Origin of the sequence: Sulfurospirillum tamanense (genome assembly GCF_016937535.1) — a bacterium.
GTDB lineage: Bacteria > Campylobacterota > Campylobacteria > Campylobacterales > Campylobacteraceae > Sulfurospirillum_B > Sulfurospirillum_B tamanense.
In genome coordinates, this window is sequence record NZ_JAFHKK010000034.1 from 1 (window position 1) to 18,684 (window position 18,684).

General features: G+C 42.9%; 22 protein-coding genes. 15 read left to right on the plus strand and 7 right to left on the minus strand.

Features of this window, described 5'->3' with window-relative positions:
• From JWV37_RS11235 to JWV37_RS11260, 6 genes are all read right to left on the minus strand, one after another.
• A partial coding sequence (locus tag JWV37_RS11235; RefSeq protein WP_205459917.1) for a twin-arginine translocation signal domain-containing protein occupies positions 1-357 on the minus strand: 357 nt, incomplete at its 3' end.
• Positions 358-453: 96 nt separating this feature from the next.
• The gene (locus JWV37_RS11240; RefSeq protein WP_205459918.1) at positions 454-1,725 is read right to left on the minus strand and encodes an RNA polymerase factor sigma-54; all 1,272 of its coding nucleotides are present in this window, start codon (positions 1,723-1,725) and stop codon (positions 454-456) included.
• Between the two features lie 3 nt (positions 1,726-1,728).
• Positions 1,729-2,457, minus strand: a complete 729-nt coding sequence (gene lptB, locus JWV37_RS11245) for an LPS export ABC transporter ATP-binding protein (protein ID WP_205459919.1) — start codon at positions 2,455-2,457, stop codon at positions 1,729-1,731.
• Positions 2,450-2,866, minus strand: a complete 417-nt coding sequence (gene tsaE, locus JWV37_RS11250) for a tRNA (adenosine(37)-N6)-threonylcarbamoyltransferase complex ATPase subunit type 1 TsaE (protein ID WP_205459920.1) — start codon at positions 2,864-2,866, stop codon at positions 2,450-2,452. The genes lptB and tsaE overlap by 8 nt, the downstream gene beginning before the upstream one ends.
• Positions 2,863-3,846 carry an anthranilate phosphoribosyltransferase gene (trpD, locus tag JWV37_RS11255; protein WP_369407680.1) on the minus strand — a complete coding sequence of 328 codons (984 nt, stop codon included), beginning with the start codon at positions 3,844-3,846 and terminating at the stop codon, positions 2,863-2,865. The genes tsaE and trpD overlap by 4 nt, the downstream gene beginning before the upstream one ends.
• Positions 3,843-4,091 (minus strand): RNA-binding S4 domain-containing protein, encoded by a 249-nt coding sequence (locus JWV37_RS11260; RefSeq protein WP_205459921.1) that lies wholly within the window; start codon positions 4,089-4,091, stop codon positions 3,843-3,845. The genes trpD and JWV37_RS11260 overlap by 4 nt, the downstream gene beginning before the upstream one ends.
• A 156-nt stretch (positions 4,092-4,247) precedes the next feature.
• Between JWV37_RS11260 and JWV37_RS11265 the strand changes: the two genes are divergently transcribed.
• Genes JWV37_RS11265 through JWV37_RS11335 form a run of 15 tightly spaced genes read left to right on the plus strand, consistent with a single transcriptional unit; the run spans position 4,248 to position 18,243 of the window.
• Positions 4,248-5,474, plus strand: a complete 1,227-nt coding sequence (locus JWV37_RS11265) for an argininosuccinate synthase (RefSeq protein WP_205459922.1) — start codon at positions 4,248-4,250, stop codon at positions 5,472-5,474.
• Entirely contained in the window at positions 5,474-5,860 is a 387-nt protein-coding gene (locus JWV37_RS11270) for a rhodanese-like domain-containing protein (RefSeq protein ID WP_205459923.1), read from the plus strand. The genes JWV37_RS11265 and JWV37_RS11270 overlap by 1 nt, the downstream gene beginning before the upstream one ends.
• 15 nt (positions 5,861-5,875) lie before the next feature.
• Entirely contained in the window at positions 5,876-6,322 is a 447-nt protein-coding gene (gene rplI, locus JWV37_RS11275) for a 50S ribosomal protein L9 (protein ID WP_205459924.1), read from the plus strand.
• A gap of 2 nt (positions 6,323-6,324) precedes the next feature.
• A complete protein-coding gene (hslV, locus tag JWV37_RS11280) occupies positions 6,325-6,870 on the plus strand; it encodes an ATP-dependent protease subunit HslV (protein WP_205459925.1) in 546 nt (181 codons plus the stop codon).
• The gene (hslU, locus tag JWV37_RS11285) at positions 6,867-8,183 is read left to right on the plus strand and encodes an ATP-dependent protease ATPase subunit HslU (RefSeq protein ID WP_205459926.1); all 1,317 of its coding nucleotides are present in this window, start codon (positions 6,867-6,869) and stop codon (positions 8,181-8,183) included. Before hslV ends, hslU begins: the two co-directional genes overlap by 4 nt.
• The gene (gene era, locus JWV37_RS11290) at positions 8,180-9,064 is read left to right on the plus strand and encodes a GTPase Era (RefSeq protein WP_205459927.1); all 885 of its coding nucleotides are present in this window, start codon (positions 8,180-8,182) and stop codon (positions 9,062-9,064) included. Before hslU ends, era begins: the two co-directional genes overlap by 4 nt.
• A gap of 49 nt (positions 9,065-9,113) precedes the next feature.
• Positions 9,114-10,640, plus strand: a complete 1,527-nt coding sequence (locus tag JWV37_RS11295) for a PBP1A family penicillin-binding protein (RefSeq protein ID WP_205459928.1) — start codon at positions 9,114-9,116, stop codon at positions 10,638-10,640.
• Positions 10,640-11,278 carry a type 4a pilus biogenesis protein PilO gene (locus tag JWV37_RS11300; protein ID WP_205459929.1) on the plus strand — a complete coding sequence of 213 codons (639 nt, stop codon included), beginning with the start codon at positions 10,640-10,642 and terminating at the stop codon, positions 11,276-11,278. The genes JWV37_RS11295 and JWV37_RS11300 overlap by 1 nt, the downstream gene beginning before the upstream one ends.
• A complete protein-coding gene (locus JWV37_RS11305) occupies positions 11,275-11,694 on the plus strand; it encodes a hypothetical protein (protein ID WP_205459930.1) in 420 nt (139 codons plus the stop codon). Before JWV37_RS11300 ends, JWV37_RS11305 begins: the two co-directional genes overlap by 4 nt.
• Positions 11,672-13,156, plus strand: a complete 1,485-nt coding sequence (mshL, locus tag JWV37_RS11310; RefSeq protein WP_205459931.1) for a pilus (MSHA type) biogenesis protein MshL — start codon at positions 11,672-11,674, stop codon at positions 13,154-13,156. Before JWV37_RS11305 ends, mshL begins: the two co-directional genes overlap by 23 nt.
• The gene (locus JWV37_RS11315) at positions 13,149-13,961 is read left to right on the plus strand and encodes an ATP-binding protein (RefSeq protein WP_205459932.1); all 813 of its coding nucleotides are present in this window, start codon (positions 13,149-13,151) and stop codon (positions 13,959-13,961) included. The genes mshL and JWV37_RS11315 overlap by 8 nt, the downstream gene beginning before the upstream one ends.
• Positions 13,954-14,715, plus strand: a complete 762-nt coding sequence (locus tag JWV37_RS11320; protein ID WP_205459933.1) for a tetratricopeptide repeat protein — start codon at positions 13,954-13,956, stop codon at positions 14,713-14,715. The genes JWV37_RS11315 and JWV37_RS11320 overlap by 8 nt, the downstream gene beginning before the upstream one ends.
• Positions 14,712-15,260: a hypothetical protein gene (locus JWV37_RS11325; protein ID WP_205459934.1), complete on the plus strand. Its 549-nt coding sequence runs from the start codon at positions 14,712-14,714 to the stop codon at positions 15,258-15,260. The genes JWV37_RS11320 and JWV37_RS11325 overlap by 4 nt, the downstream gene beginning before the upstream one ends.
• The gene (locus JWV37_RS11330; protein WP_205459935.1) at positions 15,260-17,005 is read left to right on the plus strand and encodes a GspE/PulE family protein; all 1,746 of its coding nucleotides are present in this window, start codon (positions 15,260-15,262) and stop codon (positions 17,003-17,005) included. The genes JWV37_RS11325 and JWV37_RS11330 overlap by 1 nt, the downstream gene beginning before the upstream one ends.
• On the plus strand, positions 17,002-18,243 hold the full coding sequence (locus tag JWV37_RS11335; protein ID WP_205459936.1) for a type II secretion system F family protein: 1,242 nt from the start codon (positions 17,002-17,004) through the stop codon (positions 18,241-18,243). The genes JWV37_RS11330 and JWV37_RS11335 overlap by 4 nt, the downstream gene beginning before the upstream one ends.
• A 37-nt stretch (positions 18,244-18,280) precedes the next feature.
• On the opposite strand, the gene JWV37_RS11340 is transcribed toward JWV37_RS11335, so the two are convergent.
• A partial coding sequence (locus JWV37_RS11340; protein ID WP_205459937.1) for a flagellar basal body L-ring protein FlgH occupies positions 18,281-18,684 on the minus strand: 404 nt, incomplete at its 5' end.

Sequence of the window (18,684 nt, forward strand, 5' to 3'; positions counted from 1 at the left end):
CAGCTTAGCTACTTCGTCCCAGCTTACACGTACAAACGTATCGTTGCCACGAAGTTTGGCGTGGTCTTTTTTGCCCTCAAGGTAGCTTTTGCGCACATAGGGGTATTTGATGCGCGTGTTTGAATAATTTCTATCCAACAAGGCTTTGGTGAGTGCACCTGGATTGTGGTCTGACTCATGGGGTACGATGTCGATGATTTTGCCATCTTGCACGTGCGCATAAAACGCACCAAAGTGGCTAGCATGGGGAACTTTTTTCACTGGAGAAAAAAGTTCTGTTGCACTTGCGGTGGTTGTTGCCGCAGCAGCCGAACCAAGAAGAGTTGTCTTGATAAATCCGCGTCGTGAGAGGCTCATGGAAGATCCTTTAAAATTGAATTTAAAGGATCATAAAAGAAAAATATAGCAAAAAAATCGAATATTTGTATTTTTAAATTTTTACATGTAAAGAGACTATTTAAAAGAGTAGAGTTTTTTGCGCTCGCTAGAGCCTGCGATGTTGAGTTGCTTGCGGTATTTTGTAATGGTTCGGCGCACCATCTTGACCCCAAACCTCTCTTCAATCATGCCTAGCAGCCTAGAATCACTGAGCGGTTTTTTAGAATCTTCCTTGGCCACCACTTCTTGTAAGTAACTCTTAATCGCCGCATTGGAGACATCTTCATCAATCGCTGCTGAGAAAAATTGCTTTAGGGGAATTACCCCCTGATTGCACGCAAGGTATTTGTTGGCAATAGCACGAGAAATAGTCGAAGGGTTGCGGGCAAGCTCATCAGCCAAATCTTTGAGCTTCATAGGTCGGATTTGCCCACCCGTAAAAAACTCATACTGGTACTCCACAATCATTAATCCCATCTTATACAAGGTCGCTTTACGCATCTCTAGCGCATCCACCAAGTCTTTGGCATCTTTGATTTTTTGGGCCACAAAGTAATGGGATTCATCCATTCCTTGGGTATCAATAATGACATCCGGATAGTACGCATCGTTGAGCTTCACCTCAATGGCGCCATTATTTTCAAACACAAACAAATCTGGCACCACTTGCATCTCTTCCTCAAAATACTCAATCGCCGGAGGAATGTGAAACCGGCGGATAATGCCAATGGCTTCTGAAAAATCCGCTTCCCCTGCATAGGTTTCTAGGTTTTCAAAATCTTCGATGAGGCGTTTTGTGCGCTGGTAAAGCCCCTCTTCCACATCCAAATCATCCAGTTGAAACAAAAACGCTTCTTTAAAATCTTTGGCCCCCACACCAAGAGGTAACAATTGAGCAAAGCGTCCACGGATGCGCTCCACCTCCACCTCACTAAACCCATGAGCCACCCACCATGCGGGTTCGGGGTCATAATAGCCCTCTTCGTTAATTTGTTCAATGATTTTTAGGGCGATGTCTTGGGATTTACATGTAGGAAAAAGGGGGGGATTGATTTGCTCGTAAAGCACATCATAGAGCGAAGATTTTGAGAGAGTGAGGGCTTCTATGGCTTCGCTTGCGGAGTTTTTGCTCGTAGCTTGGTCGAAAAAGCTCCGTTTAGCAAACTGCCTGCCCTCGTCTCGCTCGTTTCCAGGGCGCACCTCAAGCAAAGGATTGGCTTCACAAAAAGGCTCCAAAACCTCCTTTAAAGATTCCAAATTTGACTGCAAAATGGGCAGCCAACTGCGCATGGTATTGGAGAGTTTTTGTTTTGGAGCCTGAGAAACACCCGTGCGAAGCGTTAGCATAAATTAATCTAAAAGCCTGAAAGATTCGCCAAGATAATACGTGCGCACTAATTTGTCATGCGCCACCTCTTTTGCCGTTCCACTTGCTAGCAACGCCCCATCTTTAATGACATAGGCACGGTCACAAATCTCTAGGGTTTCACGCACGTTATGGTCGGTGATGAGCACCCCAATGCCCAGTTTTTTCAAGTCTTTGACAATGTTTTGAATGTCGCTCACTGCGATAGGGTCAACCCCCGCAAAAGGCTCATCCAAAAGCAAAAACTTCGGCGTAATGGCAAGAGAGCGCGCAATCTCACACCGTCGCCGCTCGCCACCGCTCAGACTCACCCCTTTGCGCCCGCGAATGGGTTCGATGTTGAGCAAGTTTAGCAGTTCTTCTACTTTGGCTTCGCGTTTTTTTTCATCTTCATACACAATCTCCACCGCAAGCAAAATATTCTCTTCTACACTTAAATCTTTAAAAATACTCGACTCTTGAGGCAAATAACCAATGCCAAGCTTGGCCCTCTCGTGCAAGGGCATGGACGAGATGTTTTGATTATCCAGATAAATCTCTCCCTTTGTCGCTTCAATCAATCCACAAATCATATAAAACGTTGTGGTTTTCCCAGCACCATTTGGGCCCAAAAGTCCTACCACTTCGCCACTTTTCACTTCCAGTGAAACCTCATGAATGATGGGAGTTTTTTTAATCGTCTTGGAGAGCTTATCTACTTTTAATTTATGCATACGTTACCTCGTAATGGCGCTTGTTTTCCAGCACCGTAATCTTTACCATGATAAAATCCAACCCCACCCCGCGCAACATGCGCACAAATTTTTCATCAGCCCACTCTATCACGTGCACACCAGAAAAGGTCAACTGCTCTAGCAATCCTTGGTGCAAAAACCCATTTAAACCTGATTGGTAGATGTCGTAATGAAACAGCGTATCCTCGTAATTTTGCATGATAGAAAAGGTAGGGGAAGAAACGGGTGCCTTTACATGTAAGGCCTTTGCCAATGCTTTTGTCAGGGTTGTTTTACCAGACGCAAGGGTGCCCTCAAGGAGCAAAATCCCACCATTTTTTAGCGCATTGGCCAAAACAGTTGCGACAGCATCAACCCCTTCAAGCTTACATGTAAAGGTTTGTTTCATAGGGAGTTTGACACACTTATAATCTGTGCAAGCTTCTCTTTGGCTCGCCCACTCTCAATCGCCATCTTCGCCATAGCAACGCCTTCTTTAAGGTCTCTAGCGCTCCCTTCCACCCAAAGGGCAGCCGCGGTGTTAAGCAAGATGATTTCTTTCTTACCCCCCTGCTCTTCCCCTTCAAAAATCGCCCGCGTAATGGCTGCGTTTTGAGTGGCGTCACCCCCTTTGATGGCCTCAAAGGGGTAACGTTTTAACCCCAACGCTTCAGGGTCAATTTCCAAAGATTCGATGTTCCCTCCTAGGACGCGCACCCCATCACTCACGCCGCTAATGCTCAGCTCATCCATCCCATCCCGTGAACTTACGACCAAAGAAGAAGGGCTTTTAAGAAGCGAAAGGGCCTTAGCAATAGGCGTTAAAAAACTCTGAGGATAAACGCCCAAAAGGTACTTGGTCGCACCCGCTGGGTTGGTCAAAGGCCCTAAAATGTTAAAAATCGTTCCGTGGTCAATGCTTCGCCGAATGGGCATGATATGCCGCATGGCAGGGTGATGGTTGATGGCAAACATAAAGGTAAATCCACACTCTTCAAGCATCACTGCTTGGTGGGTGTTGTCGAGATTAAGGTTGATGCCAAGGGCTTCTAGCATGTCTGCACTGCCTGAATTGCTCGTAATCGCGCGGTTTCCGTGCTTGGCCACCACACAGTCCAGGGAAGCCAAGACAAGGGCGACGGTGCTCGAGATGTTAAAACTCCCGCTCTTATCGCCCCCCGTGCCCACTACGTCGATGACGCGATCACGCAAGACTTTTTCCAGTGGAACTTTAATGGAATGTTCCCGCATCACACTTGCCGCCGCGGCAAGTTCTTCTTCGCTTTCGCCACGGTTGTGCATGTCAATGAGCACCAAGCGTGCTTCGTCTTCGTCGATGCGGTTTTGAAACAACAAATCAAACCAATGCCGCGCCTCTTGGTAATTCACCCTAGCTCCTTTACGTATTCGTCTTGCTTGGATTTAGAGATAGTTTTTGTCTCAGGAATGGCCAACACCTCGTACGACACTTCTTTTTGCAAGTACGCAATGGTGATTTTATCCCCTACTTTGACGGCCTTGGCTGGCTTTGCCACCGCACCATTGATGCTAACCACGCCGTTTTTGCACATGTCTTCAGACACGGCACGGCGTTTTGTGATGTTCACACAATTTAAAAATTTATCGATTCTCATAGGGTATTGTAATGAAAAAACCTGAAAGTAGCAATAAAGGGAATGAAAAATGCTTACGCCCTCCTCTTCTTTTTTACACCAACCCGCTATTAATCAAATTTTCACCTAAAATGCGTTACTATCGTGGGTTTATAATTTATTTTTCAAGGACTGTCTATGAAACGTGAGGTAAAAAAAGTCGTTCTAGCCTACTCAGGAGGCCTAGACACCAGTATTATTTTAAAATGGCTTCAAGATGAATACAACTGCGAAGTGGTCACCTTTACCGCAGACATCGGCCAAGGCGAAGAACTCGAACCCGCGCGCAAAAAAGCCATTGAACTTGGCATTAAACCCGAAAATATTTACATCGAAGACCTCAAAGAAGAGTTTGTACGCGACTATGTCTTCCCTATGTTTCGCGCTAACACCATTTACGAAGGCGAATATTTACTAGGCACGTCCATCGCGCGTCCTCTCATCGCCAAACGCCAAGCGGAAATTGCCGCTCTCACAGGTGCAGACGCGGTAAGCCATGGCGCTACAGGCAAGGGCAACGACCAAGTGCGTTTTGAAATGGGCTACCTTGGCATCAACTCCGACCTCATTATCATCGCCCCATGGCGCGAATGGGATTTAAACTCCCGTGAAAAACTCCTCGCCTATGCCGCAAAACACGGCATCACCATCGAGAAAAAACCCAACAAATCGCCCTACTCCATGGATGCAAACTTGTTGCATATTTCTTACGAAGGTCTTGTGCTTGAAGACCCCAATGCTGAACCAGAAGAGGACATGTGGCGTTGGACCGCGAGCCCCGAAAACGCCCCAGACCAAGCAGAGATTATCGAAATTGGCTACGAAAAAGGTGACCCAGTTCTACTCAACGGCCAACGCCTCAGCCCTGCGTCCATGTTACACGCCCTCAACGAACTAGGATGCAAACACGGCATCGGTCGCCTTGACATCGTTGAAAACCGCTTTGTGGGCATGAAAAGTCGCGGCTGCTACGAAACACCAGGAGGCACCATCATGCTCAAAGCCCACCGTGCCATCGAGAGCATTACTCTTGATCGCGAAGCAGCGCACCTCAAAGATGAGCTTATGCCTCGCTACGCCAAGCTCATCTACAACGGTTTTTGGTTTGCCCCTGAGCGCTACATGCTCCAAGCGGCCATCGACAAATCCCAAGAAGGAGTCAACGGCACCGTACGCCTTAAACTTTACAAAGGCAATGTCATGGTTATCGGTAGAGATTCCACCACTGACAACCTCTTTAATGCCGATTTTTGCACCTTTGAAGAGGATGAGGTGTACAATCAAAAAGACGCCGAAGGGTTCATTAAACTCAACGCTTTGCGCCTCATCATCGCAGGCAAAAACAAAAAGCGCCAAGGAAAATAATGGCTCAAACAGCTCTTTGCCAAGAGGTTTTAGCCAAGCATGAAATCACCCCAGAAGCCCTTGAAAATCTCTTACATGTAAGGGCACTAGGTGAGTGTGATTTTTTGCTAGTGGACGTGCGCGAAGCGTTGGAGTTTTCACAGGAGTCCATCGAAGGCACCGACCTTCTTTTGCCTTTTACCCGCGTCCATCTCTACCAAGAAGAGCTTGAATATCTCAAAACCACCCCCTTTGTGCTTTACTGCCACACAGGAGGACGAACCGACTACCTCATGCATGTCTTTGGACGCATGGGGTTTGCCCAAAGGTGCCATTTGCCTGAGGGTATCGACAGCTACAAAGGCAAGGTGGTGAAAAATGCCCCTTTTCCCAACCCACTTAAATAAACCAAAGGAGATTCCATGAAAGTATTACTTATCAAAGACGTGAAAGCCTTAGGCAAAGCAGGCGAAATCAAAGAAGTCAAAGATGGCTATGGCCACAATTTTCTCATCGGAAAAGGGTTTGCCAAACTTGCTACCCCTGATGTTCTTCGCCAGTACGAAGCCAAAAAACGCCGTGAAGCTGAAGAGGCTGCTGCGGAGCTTGAAAAACTCAAAGACTTAGAAGCCCAACTTAAAAACATCACCCTTTCCATCAAACGCCCTTTGGGTGCAAACGGAAGCTTGTTTGGCGCTATCACCAAAGACGAAATCGCTACCGAACTTGAAGCCCAACACGGGTTTGTTGTGGACAAAAAACACATAGAATTAGACAAACCCATCAAAGCAACAGGAAACTATGATATTTCCTTAAAACTTGGCCATGGCATTCACGCGCACTTTGCGCTTAATGTCATCGGAGAATAGCCGTGTTTGAAGCCACCACCATTCTCGCCTACAAAGGGAAAAATCGCTCCGTCATCGGGGGTGATGGCCAAGTCACCTTTGGCAACACTGTCCTTAAGGGCAATGCTGTGAAAATCCGTCGCCTTCACGGGGGAAAGATTTTGGCAGGGTTTGCAGGAAGCACTGCCGATGCGTTTAACCTCTTTGATATGTTTGAAAATTTTTTAGACCAACGCAAAGGCGACTTGCTCAAAGCGGCTATTGATTTTTCAAAAGAGTGGCGCAAGGACAAATATTTGCGTCGCCTCGAAGCCATGATGCTTGTGCTCAACCGCGAACATTTGTTTATTTTAAGCGGTACGGGCGACGTGGTTGAACCAGAGGATGGCACCCTTGCAGCCATTGGCAGTGGAGGGAATTTTGCCCTCTCCGCTGCGCGCGCCTTGCACACTCACACTAGCCTCGACGAAGTCACTCTTGTTAAAGAGAGTCTCAAAATCGCCGGAGAGATGTGCATTTACACCAATACCAATATCCAAACCTTTATGCTTGAGGATACAGCCCTATGACACCCAAAGAGACCGTCGCCTACCTTGACCAGTACATTATCGGCCAACAAGACGCTAAAAAAACCATTGCCATCGCCCTAAGAAACCGTCACCGACGCATGCAACTTGACAAAGAAATGCAAGAAGAAATCATGCCCAAAAATATCCTCATGATAGGCTCCACGGGCGTTGGCAAAACAGAAATCGCTAGACGCCTCGCCAAAATGATGGCCCTTCCTTTTGTCAAAGTAGAAGCCAGTAAATACACCGAGGTTGGCTTCGTAGGACGCGATGTCGAATCCATGGTGCGCGATTTGGTCTTAGCTTCAATCAACCTTGTTAAAACCGAACACAAAGAACGCAACGAGGGGCGGATTCAAGAATACGTCGAAAACACCATCATCGAAAAACTCCTTCCCCCGCTCCCCAAGGGAGCAAGTAGCGAAAAACAGGCTGATTACGAACGCAGTTTTGCCCGCATGAAAGAACGTTTGTTGCAAGGGGATTTGGACGAGCTTACTATTGAAGTAGAAATTGCCCCCGCTCAAGGGGAAAGTCCCGACAATCTTCCCCCTGAAATGGTAAAAGTCCAAGAAAGTTTTGTGAAGATTTTAGGTATGGGAAGCAAGCCTGTCAAAAAAGAGTTGAAAGTTAAAGAAGCCAAAGAAGCCCTAAAATACGACGCTGCCGAAAAATTGCTTGACCTTGAAAGCATTAAAGCAGAAGCCCTAGAACGGGCGCAAAACAGCGGGATTATCTTCATCGATGAAATCGACAAAGTTGCTGTTCCTTCAGGCTCTAGCAGCCGTCAAGACCCTAGCAAAGAAGGGGTTCAGCGAGATCTGTTGCCCATTGTTGAGGGCTCAACCGTGAGCACCAAGCACGGCTCCATCAAAACCGACCACATCTTGTTCATCGCCGCAGGTGCCTTTCATGTGAGCAAGCCTTCTGATTTGATTCCTGAACTGCAAGGGCGTTTTCCATTGCGCGTAGAGCTTGACAGTTTGGACGAGGAAGTGTTGTATCAGATTCTTACCAAACCCAAACACTCTCTTTTGCGCCAGTATGAGGCACTGCTAAAAACCGAAGGGGTGACCTTAGTATTTGAAGAAGAGGCCATTCGCGCGTTAGCCAAAATCTCCCAAAAAGCCAACGAAAGAATGGAGGACATCGGGGCAAGACGTTTGCACACCATCATTGAAAAAGTGATTGAAGAAATGAGTTTTGAAGCTGATTTACACCAAGGAGAAACCTTACATGTAAGCGCCGAACTTGTGCATAAACGGCTTGATAGTATTATTGAAGACCAAGACACAGCAAGGTATATTTTATGAGCACAAAAACAGGATTCGTAGCCGTTGTTGGCAAACCCAATGCAGGAAAAAGCTCCCTTTTAAACTGGCTCATGGGCGAAAAACTCGCCATGGTCTCCCAAAAGGCCAATGCTACCAGGAAGCGTTCTTTGCTCATTTCTATGCATCAAGACAACCAGATTATTTTCATCGACACACCTGGCTTGCACGAAAAAGAGAAGTTACTTAACCAATTCATGCTCGAAGAGGCCCTCAAGGCCATTGGGGATTGTGATGTGATTTTGTTCTTGGTTCCAGCAACCGGTAGCACCAAATCCTACGAAGCCTTTTTAAAACTCAACCCCAAAGCGCCCCACTTACTTCTTTTGACAAAAACTGACCTCATGAGCCAAGATGAAATCCTTCAAGCCATTGAAAAATATCATGATTTTCAAGACCGTTTTATTTCACTGATTCCCATCTCTATCAAAAAGGGGAGCGACAGGGCCTATCTCTTGGGTGAAATCGTAAAACATCTTCCTGAGCATCCCTATCTTTATGACCCCGAAATTCTCACTACTGACCCCATGCGCGAACTCTACCGCGAATTCATCCGAGAGGCCATTTTTGAGAACATTAGCGACGAAATTCCCTACTGTAGTGACGTCTTGGTTGAGAAAGTAGAAGAATCGCATAATTTAGAAAAAGTTTATGCTACAATCATTGTCGAAAAACAGAGTCAAAAAGGTATTATTATCGGAAAAGGCGGGGCTGCTTTGCAACGCATCGGGAAAAATGCAAGGGTATTAATGGAAGAATTGTGCCAAAAAAGAGTATTTTTAAAACTCTTTGTGGTAGTGAAGCCCGGATGGAGCCAGAATAAGCGGGCTCTTAAAGAACTTGGGTACGAAATACGCGGCTGATCGGAAGTATCTTACACTATTTCACAACAACTTAAGAGCAGGTTTGGACATGGTAACAACTTCTTCGGATAAAAAAGGGTTTACTTCTATTGTATCCATTGATTTGGAATCGAAAAATGCTTTTCGATTTGAGCGCAATGAAATCAAGCCTCACAATCTTGACAAGTCCTCGAAAACGGATGAATTTTTTATCTCCTACATTTACGCAAAAGATATCATCTCCTCCACTCTTGAAGTAAGTCGCTCCATTCCTGATTCTGACCTGCAAGATGTTGTAGAAATCAAAGCCTATGAAGAACTAGGTCTTGATACTGCCACCGAATACAAAATTACCTTTTTTGAAACAGAAATTAATGACACAAAAAATCGCCTTTTAAATGTATTTGCCATCAATGCCGAACTTGTACGCGAACAGTTTAGTGCCATCAAATCTAAAACCAAATACATTGACTATGTCTCCACTGCTCCTTTTTTGGTAGGTTCGCTTTATCGTAAGAATATTCTTGAAAAAGAAGGGGTTCAGTGTTTTGTCTATCTTCAAAAAAACGACGCCTTCTTGGCAATTTACCGCGCTGGAAATTACCTCTACTCCAAGTCCCTGCGGTACTCCCTTAAGGAAATCAGCGAAAAATTTTGTGAGCTTTTAGGCGAGCGCGTCGAAGAAGATGATTTCTATCACATGCTTGCCGCTGAAGGAGTGCGCCCTACCAACATAGGACATCAAACCCATATTGAGCAGCTTTTTGGAGAAATTTTTTCCTACATTAACGATGTTTTAATTTTTGCCAAGCGTAGTTATGGCATTGAGGCTGTTGATCAGTTTTATTTCGGAACAGAGGTAGGGATGATTAGTGGCATTGAAGAGTACTCTAAAAGCCACCTTGGGCTTGTTTCTTACGATTTCAACTTCAACATCGCCATCAATTCCAAAGAATGGTATATTGACCAGATGCACATTTTGATGATTTTGGCCTCTCAAGCTTATTTTGAGTCCCAAGATGAGTCAGAAAACTTTACCATTTTCAAAAGGCCTCCTGCTTTTTCAAAACGGCCTAGCGGAAGACTTGCAGGTGTCTTAGTCGCCTCACTCGTGCTCTCTTTTGCTTACCCTGCCTATCAGTATGCTTATGGCACAAAATTGGCTTTTGACACCATGAAGCAAAAAGAAAAATTTTCTGATTTAAACCAAAAAGCCAACACCTTAAGAACTGCACTTGCAACGCTTGCAGAAGAAAAAAAAGGATTGGATGTAAAATTTTCCCAACAAAACGAACGCCTCCAATTTCGCAAAAAACTTCTTGATGAAATCCATGAAAAGAAAGTAAACTACCCCATGAAAGGGGTAATCATTAGTGATTTGGTTAGCTTACTCAACAACCGAAATATTATGGTTTCAAAAATAACAGAAGCCAATGGCAAAATGACCCTCTCTTTGCGAAGCCGTAGCGACAAAAAACTCACCGAGCTCCTTAAAGATATCAGCAAAAAAGAAAAATACGGCGTTTCTACAAAAGAGATTATCAAACAAGAAGATTCCCTCTTCTATACCAGTGATGTCACCATAAAGGCTCAATAATGGACGCACTTCTTGAAAAAATAGATGCCTTCTTTGATGCAAAAAAACCCAATGAAGCAAGTATCCTGATGCTCATGATAGGAATTCTTGTAGCGTTTTTAGTCTACACTTATGCATTCCCGCCCGCAGAATCTTTTTTGAAAAAAAATGAGCGCGCTTTTGGGCAAATTACAGCCAAGGTGAATGAAGAAAGCGCTTATCTCGCTTCGGTCACTGTCAATGGAAACAGCAACTTTCACGTGGAACGGTTGCGCGGAGAAATTGAACAAACAAAAATTAATCTTGAGCGCATCACTTACACTAACGGCTTTGTTGACAACAAGCTAAAAGAGCTTTCTTACTTGCTTTTTAATGATAAAAATTGGGCAAATTTTTTAGATCATATCTCTTTTTTAGCCAAACAGCACAATATTAATCTTTTAAAAATCAATAATGAATTCAAAGAACCTTCTTTGCAAAAAATCGAACAAGTGTTAACTATTTCTATCGATCTTAAAGGAAATTTTGGCAATGTTCTAAGGTTTATTAATGCCATTGAAGAGAGTCGTTTGGTTGTTGACATTTACGAAATGTCACTAGAGAGCGCGCAAGCCCTTGACGGGTCGTTGAAAATTGCTGTTTGGGGGATGAAATATTGAAACCACTGCATATTTTTGTAACACTTTTGCTTTTTATTGGTTCATTGGGTGCCAAGGCGCCCTCGCTGAGTGATGAAGCCACTGCCTATGAGGTGCTTTTTGAGGCCATCAATCAAAAGCGTTTTGGCCTCACTGAGGCAACCATTAGAGCCATTAAAGACCCGTTTATAAAAACTTATCCTGACGCTAACTCAACCGAAGAAAATGCTCAAAAAAGAGAAACTTACCAGCTTTATGCAATTTTTGATAACCGTGCCAAAATAAACAATACTTGGCTAATGCTAGGAGAGACGATAGGCACCTATCGTCTTAATACCATTGGAAACAGAGAGGTTACTCTCGTTAATGCAAGCCAAACCCTCAAACTTACGCTATCTGAAAAAGGAACCAACAATGTTACTATCTCATTCAAATAACAAATTTTTAGCAGTTATCATGCTATTTGTCTCCTTTTCTCTTCCTAGCGTTTCCCTTGGTGCCACTGAAACGTCCTGTGAATACAGGGTTTTTAATGTCAAAATTAACGAATCCGTCTCCATACGAGAAGTTATCAATCAACTCTCGAACGTCTGCAATTTCAGCACAGTTGTTAAAGATCCTCAAGCCATCACCATACTGCAAAACCAGCTTCAAGGAATAAATATTCGAGATCTAACCCTCCACGAGATACTTGATTTACTTCTAGAGGAAAACAACCTTAATTATGAATTCAAGCGCAATACCTTACGGATCTCAGCCCTTGAAACAAAAACCTTTTCCCTTGACTACATCACCTCTATTCGTCAAGGCGTAGCTACCCTCAACGCTTCCATCTCGGCCACACCCACCGAAGAGGGTAGCACTCGCGACACAGCAAATGCTGCAGAAAATGAGATTCGTGTTACTGAAGAATTTGATTTTTGGAACACCCTTGATGCGGAACTTACTGCTGTTTTAAACAGCGGCTCTGAAGTCTATGCAGCACAATCTCCCATTATTAACCGCCAAGCGGGTCTTATAACCATCACAGGAACCAGCACACAATTAAAGCGCGCTCAAACCTATTTGGATGACCTTAAGCGTAGGCTTCACCGCCAAGTCATGATTGATGTTTCCGTGATTTCCGTTGGACTTAGTGAGGACCAAACCACAGGAGTTGACTGGAGTAAATTTCAACTTAGCCTAAGCCATAATAGTGACAATGATTTGGATTACGTAGGAACCAGTGTTTCCAATGCTTTTAATGCCAACAACTATGCTAAAAACATTAATGTTTTAAATAATATCTCTTTCTCTATGGAGGGGTTAATTAATTTCCTTAAAAGCAACGGGGACACGCGCGTTGTCTCAAATCCAAAAGTTATCACCATGAACAACCAACAAGCACTTATTACTGTAGGTGATAATATCAACTACCGTGTTCCTGAAGACACCAGTGCTTCTGATGGCGACAATATTACTACCACTTACAACAACTACTCCATCTTCATTGGAGTTCTTTTAAACCTTTTGCCTGAAATTTCCGATGAAAATAAAATCATGCTACGCATCAATCCCTCCATTAGTAGTTTTAAGTACGCGGACGATGACGCCAAACAAACAACACCCCGTGAAGTAGCTCCCGATACCACTGAGAAAAAACTCTCAACAGTCGTTATGGTAAACAGCGGTGATACTATCATTTTAGGCGGTCTCATTGAAAATACCAAAGGCTTTGATCATACCAAAGTTCCTCTTTTGGGAGATTTGCCTCTTCTTGGAAGTGCCTTTAGAAGCACCAAAAAAACAACATCGTCCACAGAACTTGTATTTGTTATCACACCAAGAATTATTGGGGAACAGACCCCCTATACACAAACATTGAAAGATTTGGGTTTTTCAAAGTCAATCTATGAGTAACCGTTTTACCGAAATTAAACAAATTTTTGCCGAAGAGAGTGTGTTTGATTATGTGAACCTTGATAAATCCACACTAACATACGAAAAACTTGTACAGTGCATTCAAAAACCCTTGAAGCTTATTTTGTTTTACGGAAAACCGGGCACAGGGAAAACATTCTTACTGCGAAAAATTTACCATGATTTGGAAAAAAAACAACCGTTGATTTTTTTTCCACAACCTTTTTTTGATGAAATACAATTTTTAGCTTCTTTGTATGAAGAAATTTTTAATGAAAAAGCCCCTCAAATCAACGGTTATGAACATTTTTTAAGGCTCTATAAGGAGCGCACAAATACCCATGAAAAAGTCGCCATTAGCGTACTTTTGGACGAAGCACAACTCTACCCTAATGAGCTCATAGAAAAAATTCGTCTCATGGCTGACACCCGTCTTTTTAAATTTTTATTTACCATCCACAAAACAGAAAAAGAAGACGTGCTAGCAAAAGAGTACTTCACAACACGCATCTGGGAAAGCATAGAATTGCCAAACTCCTCTGTTGCAGAATTGCAAATTTACCTAGAAAAAAAGTTTCTTTTTCATAACCGATTCGAAATTCTCACTCTTTTTAAACCCAGTCAAATTCGCTACCTCTTTGAGTTAACTAAAGGAAATTTACGCACGGTCAATAAGTTGCTCTATAAATTTTTTGAAATTTATGAATACTATGAAGCCAACAAACCTTCTCTTGTTGGAGGAAAATACGCTAACACAAAATATATTCAAATGGCTGCCATTGATGCGGGATTAATTCATGCTTAATGCCTCCGATATCCAAACACTTGAAGCCCGATGGAAAAAGTGGCAATTTAAACGTGTAGTAAAAAAAATAGGTGTTTTTGCACTCTTTCTTTCTCTAGGAGGAGCCTATTTCTTAATCCAGCACTTTTCTCTAAATAGTTCTTCAAAAGAGTTGCTACACAGCGAAACAAAAGAAGTTGCCTCCCCTGCACCACAAGAAGTTTTGCCAAAAGAGCCACCCCTTAAGAAAAACGATGCCTTATCACAAAGACCCTCTTTGTCTATACAACCCTTTCCAAGTCAACATATCACGCAAGAACCATCACCTGCTCTTTTACCACCAGAACCTGAGGTTTTACCAGCTCTAAAACCTGAAATTGTTACAAAAACAAACAACACCCCTCCACCCCAAGAGAGAGTTGAAACCCTTGAAATAACACCTCCTCGCATTAACATTGAATATAAGACGACCCAAAGGGATACTACGGCATATTTAAGAGAAAAGTTTGACTCAACAAAAAATATTGTTTTCGCACTTATGCTTTCTGAAGAGTATTATGGACTAGAAGATTACCCTCAAGCGCGCAAATGGGCCTTGATTGCCAATGAGACAGACCCAAAAAATGAGCGTAGTTGGATTCTTTTTGCAATGGCGCAAGCCAAATTAGACAATACAAAAGAGGCCATTAGTGCTTTAGAGGAATTTTTAAAAAACAACAGCTCTACCAACGCCCAATTGCTTTTAGATAAACTTAAAAAAGGAACATTCAAATGATAAAATACTTTTTTGCCCTCTTTTTTTTAACCAATTCTCTTTTTGCACTCTCTCTTGACACTATTCGTAATTGGTATGCTCAGGGCGCCTACGACAAAGTGTGTAGCCATGAAACAACAGCACTGTATGAAACCTATACTGACAACGAAGAATTTGTGAATATGTACGGCCATGCCTGCGTGGAAATTGACATGATTAGCCGTACAGTCAACCCCATTAACAAACTCATCAAAAGCCCAGAAACAAGGGCGAATGCTGCTTATTTTGCAACTGTTTTATACCAAAAAAAACTGCTGTATCACGCCCTTGTCGATAATGTCGACATCTCTTATGTGCGGCTCCCAAGGACCCCACACATTCTCTCTGTTATTTTTGATAAATATGTCACAAACAATTTTACCAAAGAGGGCAATGTCTATATCTTTGAAGAGAACAACGCACTAACGCATCGTTTACATGTAAAGCTAGAAAACGATGGAGTATATAAGCTCATTGTACAGACCTTCAACAATAAAAAACTCGTTAAAACAAGGGCATATTGGTAATGAATACTACAGCAAAAACATTGGTACACGCTTTAGTACGAAATAGAATTATCAATGAAACCACTGCCCAAAAGGTCGAACTTCTTCTTACCGAGGGACAAAAAAACATTGGTGAAATTCTCCTTGATGAAGGGTTTACCTATACCACACTCATAGAAAATTTGTGCGAGCTTTATAAAAATGGCGCAATCAGTATGGATGATTTGGGCAATGAATTTTCTGTTAATTCGGAGGATTTTTTAAAACATTTTGCCAAAGGCCTTAATTTTGAGTACATGGATCTTGATAGTGTGGATATTGATTATCGCATGGCTACGCGCGTACCTTTATCACAACTCAAAAAATACAAAGCCCTGCCTATTAGGGAGGATGAGATCAATGTCTACATTGCACTCAGAGACCCTACAGATATTAACGCACACGAAGGTGTGCAGCGCATCTACAACCGAAAGCTTGTCAAAATCGTCATTGCTGATCCTGCCCAAGTGGATAAATACCTTATTAAGATGGAGCTTGGTGAGAGCATTAAAGGGCTAATTGCTGATATTCGCAAAGAACTCTCCTCAAGTGCTGCAGATAACCCGCAAGAATCATCAGGTATCTTAAAACTCATTGAAATTATTCTCAAAACTGCCATTTTAGCGCGAGCAAGCGATATTCACATTGAACCAACTGAAAACAGCTGTATTGTCAGAAGCCGGATTGATGGGATGCTTTCAGAAACGTTCATGTTTGACAAAGACATTTATCCGCCTTTAGCTTCACGCATGAAATTGCTTTCCAACATGGACATCGCCGAAAAACGTAAACCACAAGATGGTAGATTCTCAGCTACTGTGCTTGGCAAAGAGTATGACTTTCGTATTTCTGCGCTTCCCATCATGCACGGCGAATCAATTGTTTTGAGGATACTCGACAAATCAAAAGTCATGATTAAGCTTGAAAACCTTGGCATGCACCCGCGTAACTTTGAGCGGTTTGCAAAAGCCATGAAATCTCCTTTTGGCATTATCCTTGTCACAGGGCCCACAGGAAGCGGTAAAACCACAACGCTTTATGCCGCTCTTAATGCCATTAAAAGCGTTGAGACAAAAATTATTACCGTCGAAGACCCCGTAGAATACCAACTTAACCTCACACAACAAACACAAGTTAATGAAAAGGCAAACCTTACTTTCGCCTCTGCCCTGCGCTCCATTTTGCGTCAAGACCCTGATATTATCATGATTGGCGAAATTAGAGATCAAGAAACCTTGCGCATTGCTATACAAGCAGCACTTACGGGCCATTTGGTTTTTTCTACCTTGCACACCAATGACGCCATTAGTGCAGTAACACGCATTGTGGATATGGGAATTGAACCTTATTTGGTAAGTGGAGCACTCGTGGCCATCGAAGCCCAACGTCTTGTGCGAAAACTTTGCCCACATTGTAAAAGTAAAATTAACTTACCTAAAACACTGTATGACCAAATTGAAGCGCACCTTCCAGAAACTTACACATTTTACAAACATGTTGGCTGTGAGAAATGTGCTCAAACGGGCTATATAGGAAGGGAAATGCTCTCGGAAATTCTGCCTATTAGTGAGCAAATTGCTAGCATGATTGCCCAAGGGGAAAGCAAAGAAAAACTGCGACAACAAGCATACAATGAGGGTTTCATTGACATGTTTAAGGATGGAATTTTACGGGCAGCCAACGGTGTTACAACTATTGATGAAGTGCTAAGGGTAGCAAAATCATGAAATACTTTGAAGTAGAGTATCTTTTTAAAGGGCAAAAAAATCGCAAACTCTTTAAAGCGCAAAATCGCAACGATGCCCTCACAATGGCAAAAATCAAAAATCCCGGCATTATCATCAAAGTCATCGAAACCTCACCACCAGTGGAGGAGCAATTTCACGTCTACAAAGAGCGTATCCTTAATGCCATCACCAAGCAAGGCATTCATACTCCCAATCTTATTGCCGCCATTCGCCAACTCAGCGTTATGACTAATGCGGGCATCTCCATACACGATAGCATCAAAGAAGTCGCCAAAGCCAGCGAAGACAAGCGCTTAAAAGCCATCTTTGCACAAGCAGATGATGACCTTAACTCAGGACTAAGCCTCACTGAATCTTTTGTTAGTTTCAAGCACCAACTTGGTGATGTGACCTTGGCCATGGTAGAACTTGGCGAAAGCACGGGAAACATGTCCGAATCCCTTGAAAAACTGGCTGAAATTTTAGACGAAATCTGGGAAAACCAGCAAAAATTTAAAAAAGCAATCCGCTATCCCATTACTGTTCTTGTGGCTATTTGTGTCGCTTTTACTATTCTTATGGTCTATGTTGTGCCAAAATTTAAAGACATTTTTGAAAAACTCAACTCAGAACTCCCCTTGCCTACAAAGATTTTATTAGGTATGGAACACGCCATTAGTAACTACGGATTTTATATTTTGGCTGGGCTTGTAAGCGGTATTGTTTTTTCAAAATACATGTACGAAAATAACAATGATTTTAAGGCGAGTTTTGATAAGTACATTCTCAAGGTCTACCTTGTAGGCAATATTGTGTTCTACTCAACCATGAGCCGTTTTAATCTTGTCTTTACAGAGTTAATTCGCGCAGGCATTCCCATTGCTGATGCTCTAGATACAGCCCTGCTAACCATTGGAAACACCCACCTTAAAAAACAACTTGGCGGAGTAAAAGTCTCTGTTCAACGGGGGATTTCCCTAACCAAATCCTTTCAAGAAACTACGCTTTATGAGGGAATGCTCATTCAAATGATTAGTGCGGGTGAGCAAAGTGGAACTTTGGACACAATGTTGGAAAAAGTCACTGATTATTTTAAGTCCAAATTTAACAACATCATTGACAATATTGCAAGCTATATTGAGCCTATTCTCATCGGCTTTATCGCAGGCATTGTTCTTTTACTAGCCCTTGGAATTTTTATGCCCATGTGGGACATGGCCCAAGCAGTAAAAAACTAGCTCACGCTTTAAAACATGGGCTAGTTGGTTACTTTTACTAAAAAGGCCATACGCTTTGAATCAGCTTAGACCCCCATGGCTGTACTGAAGCGCGCCCGATGTCACCTTGGGTTGTGTACATAATTTTAGCATCAGCAATAAACTTAGAATCAATCTGATTGTACTGGGAAATATCATAAGGGCGAATCACACCACTGATTTGAACAATCTGTTTTTCACCATTGAGCAACAACTCCCTGCTTCCTTCAATAAAATAATTTCCATTATTCATAACCTTAATAATCCGAGCAGAAATGGTCGTGGTAAACCTTTCATTCCGAGAGTTTGAACCGCTTCCTGAGAAATTATTAGAAGAGCCTGATTCAAACCCAATGTTAGTGTATTTGTTAAGTGTATTGGCTACATTCACTAGGGGCGAATCTGGATTATTTGCCGCAACAA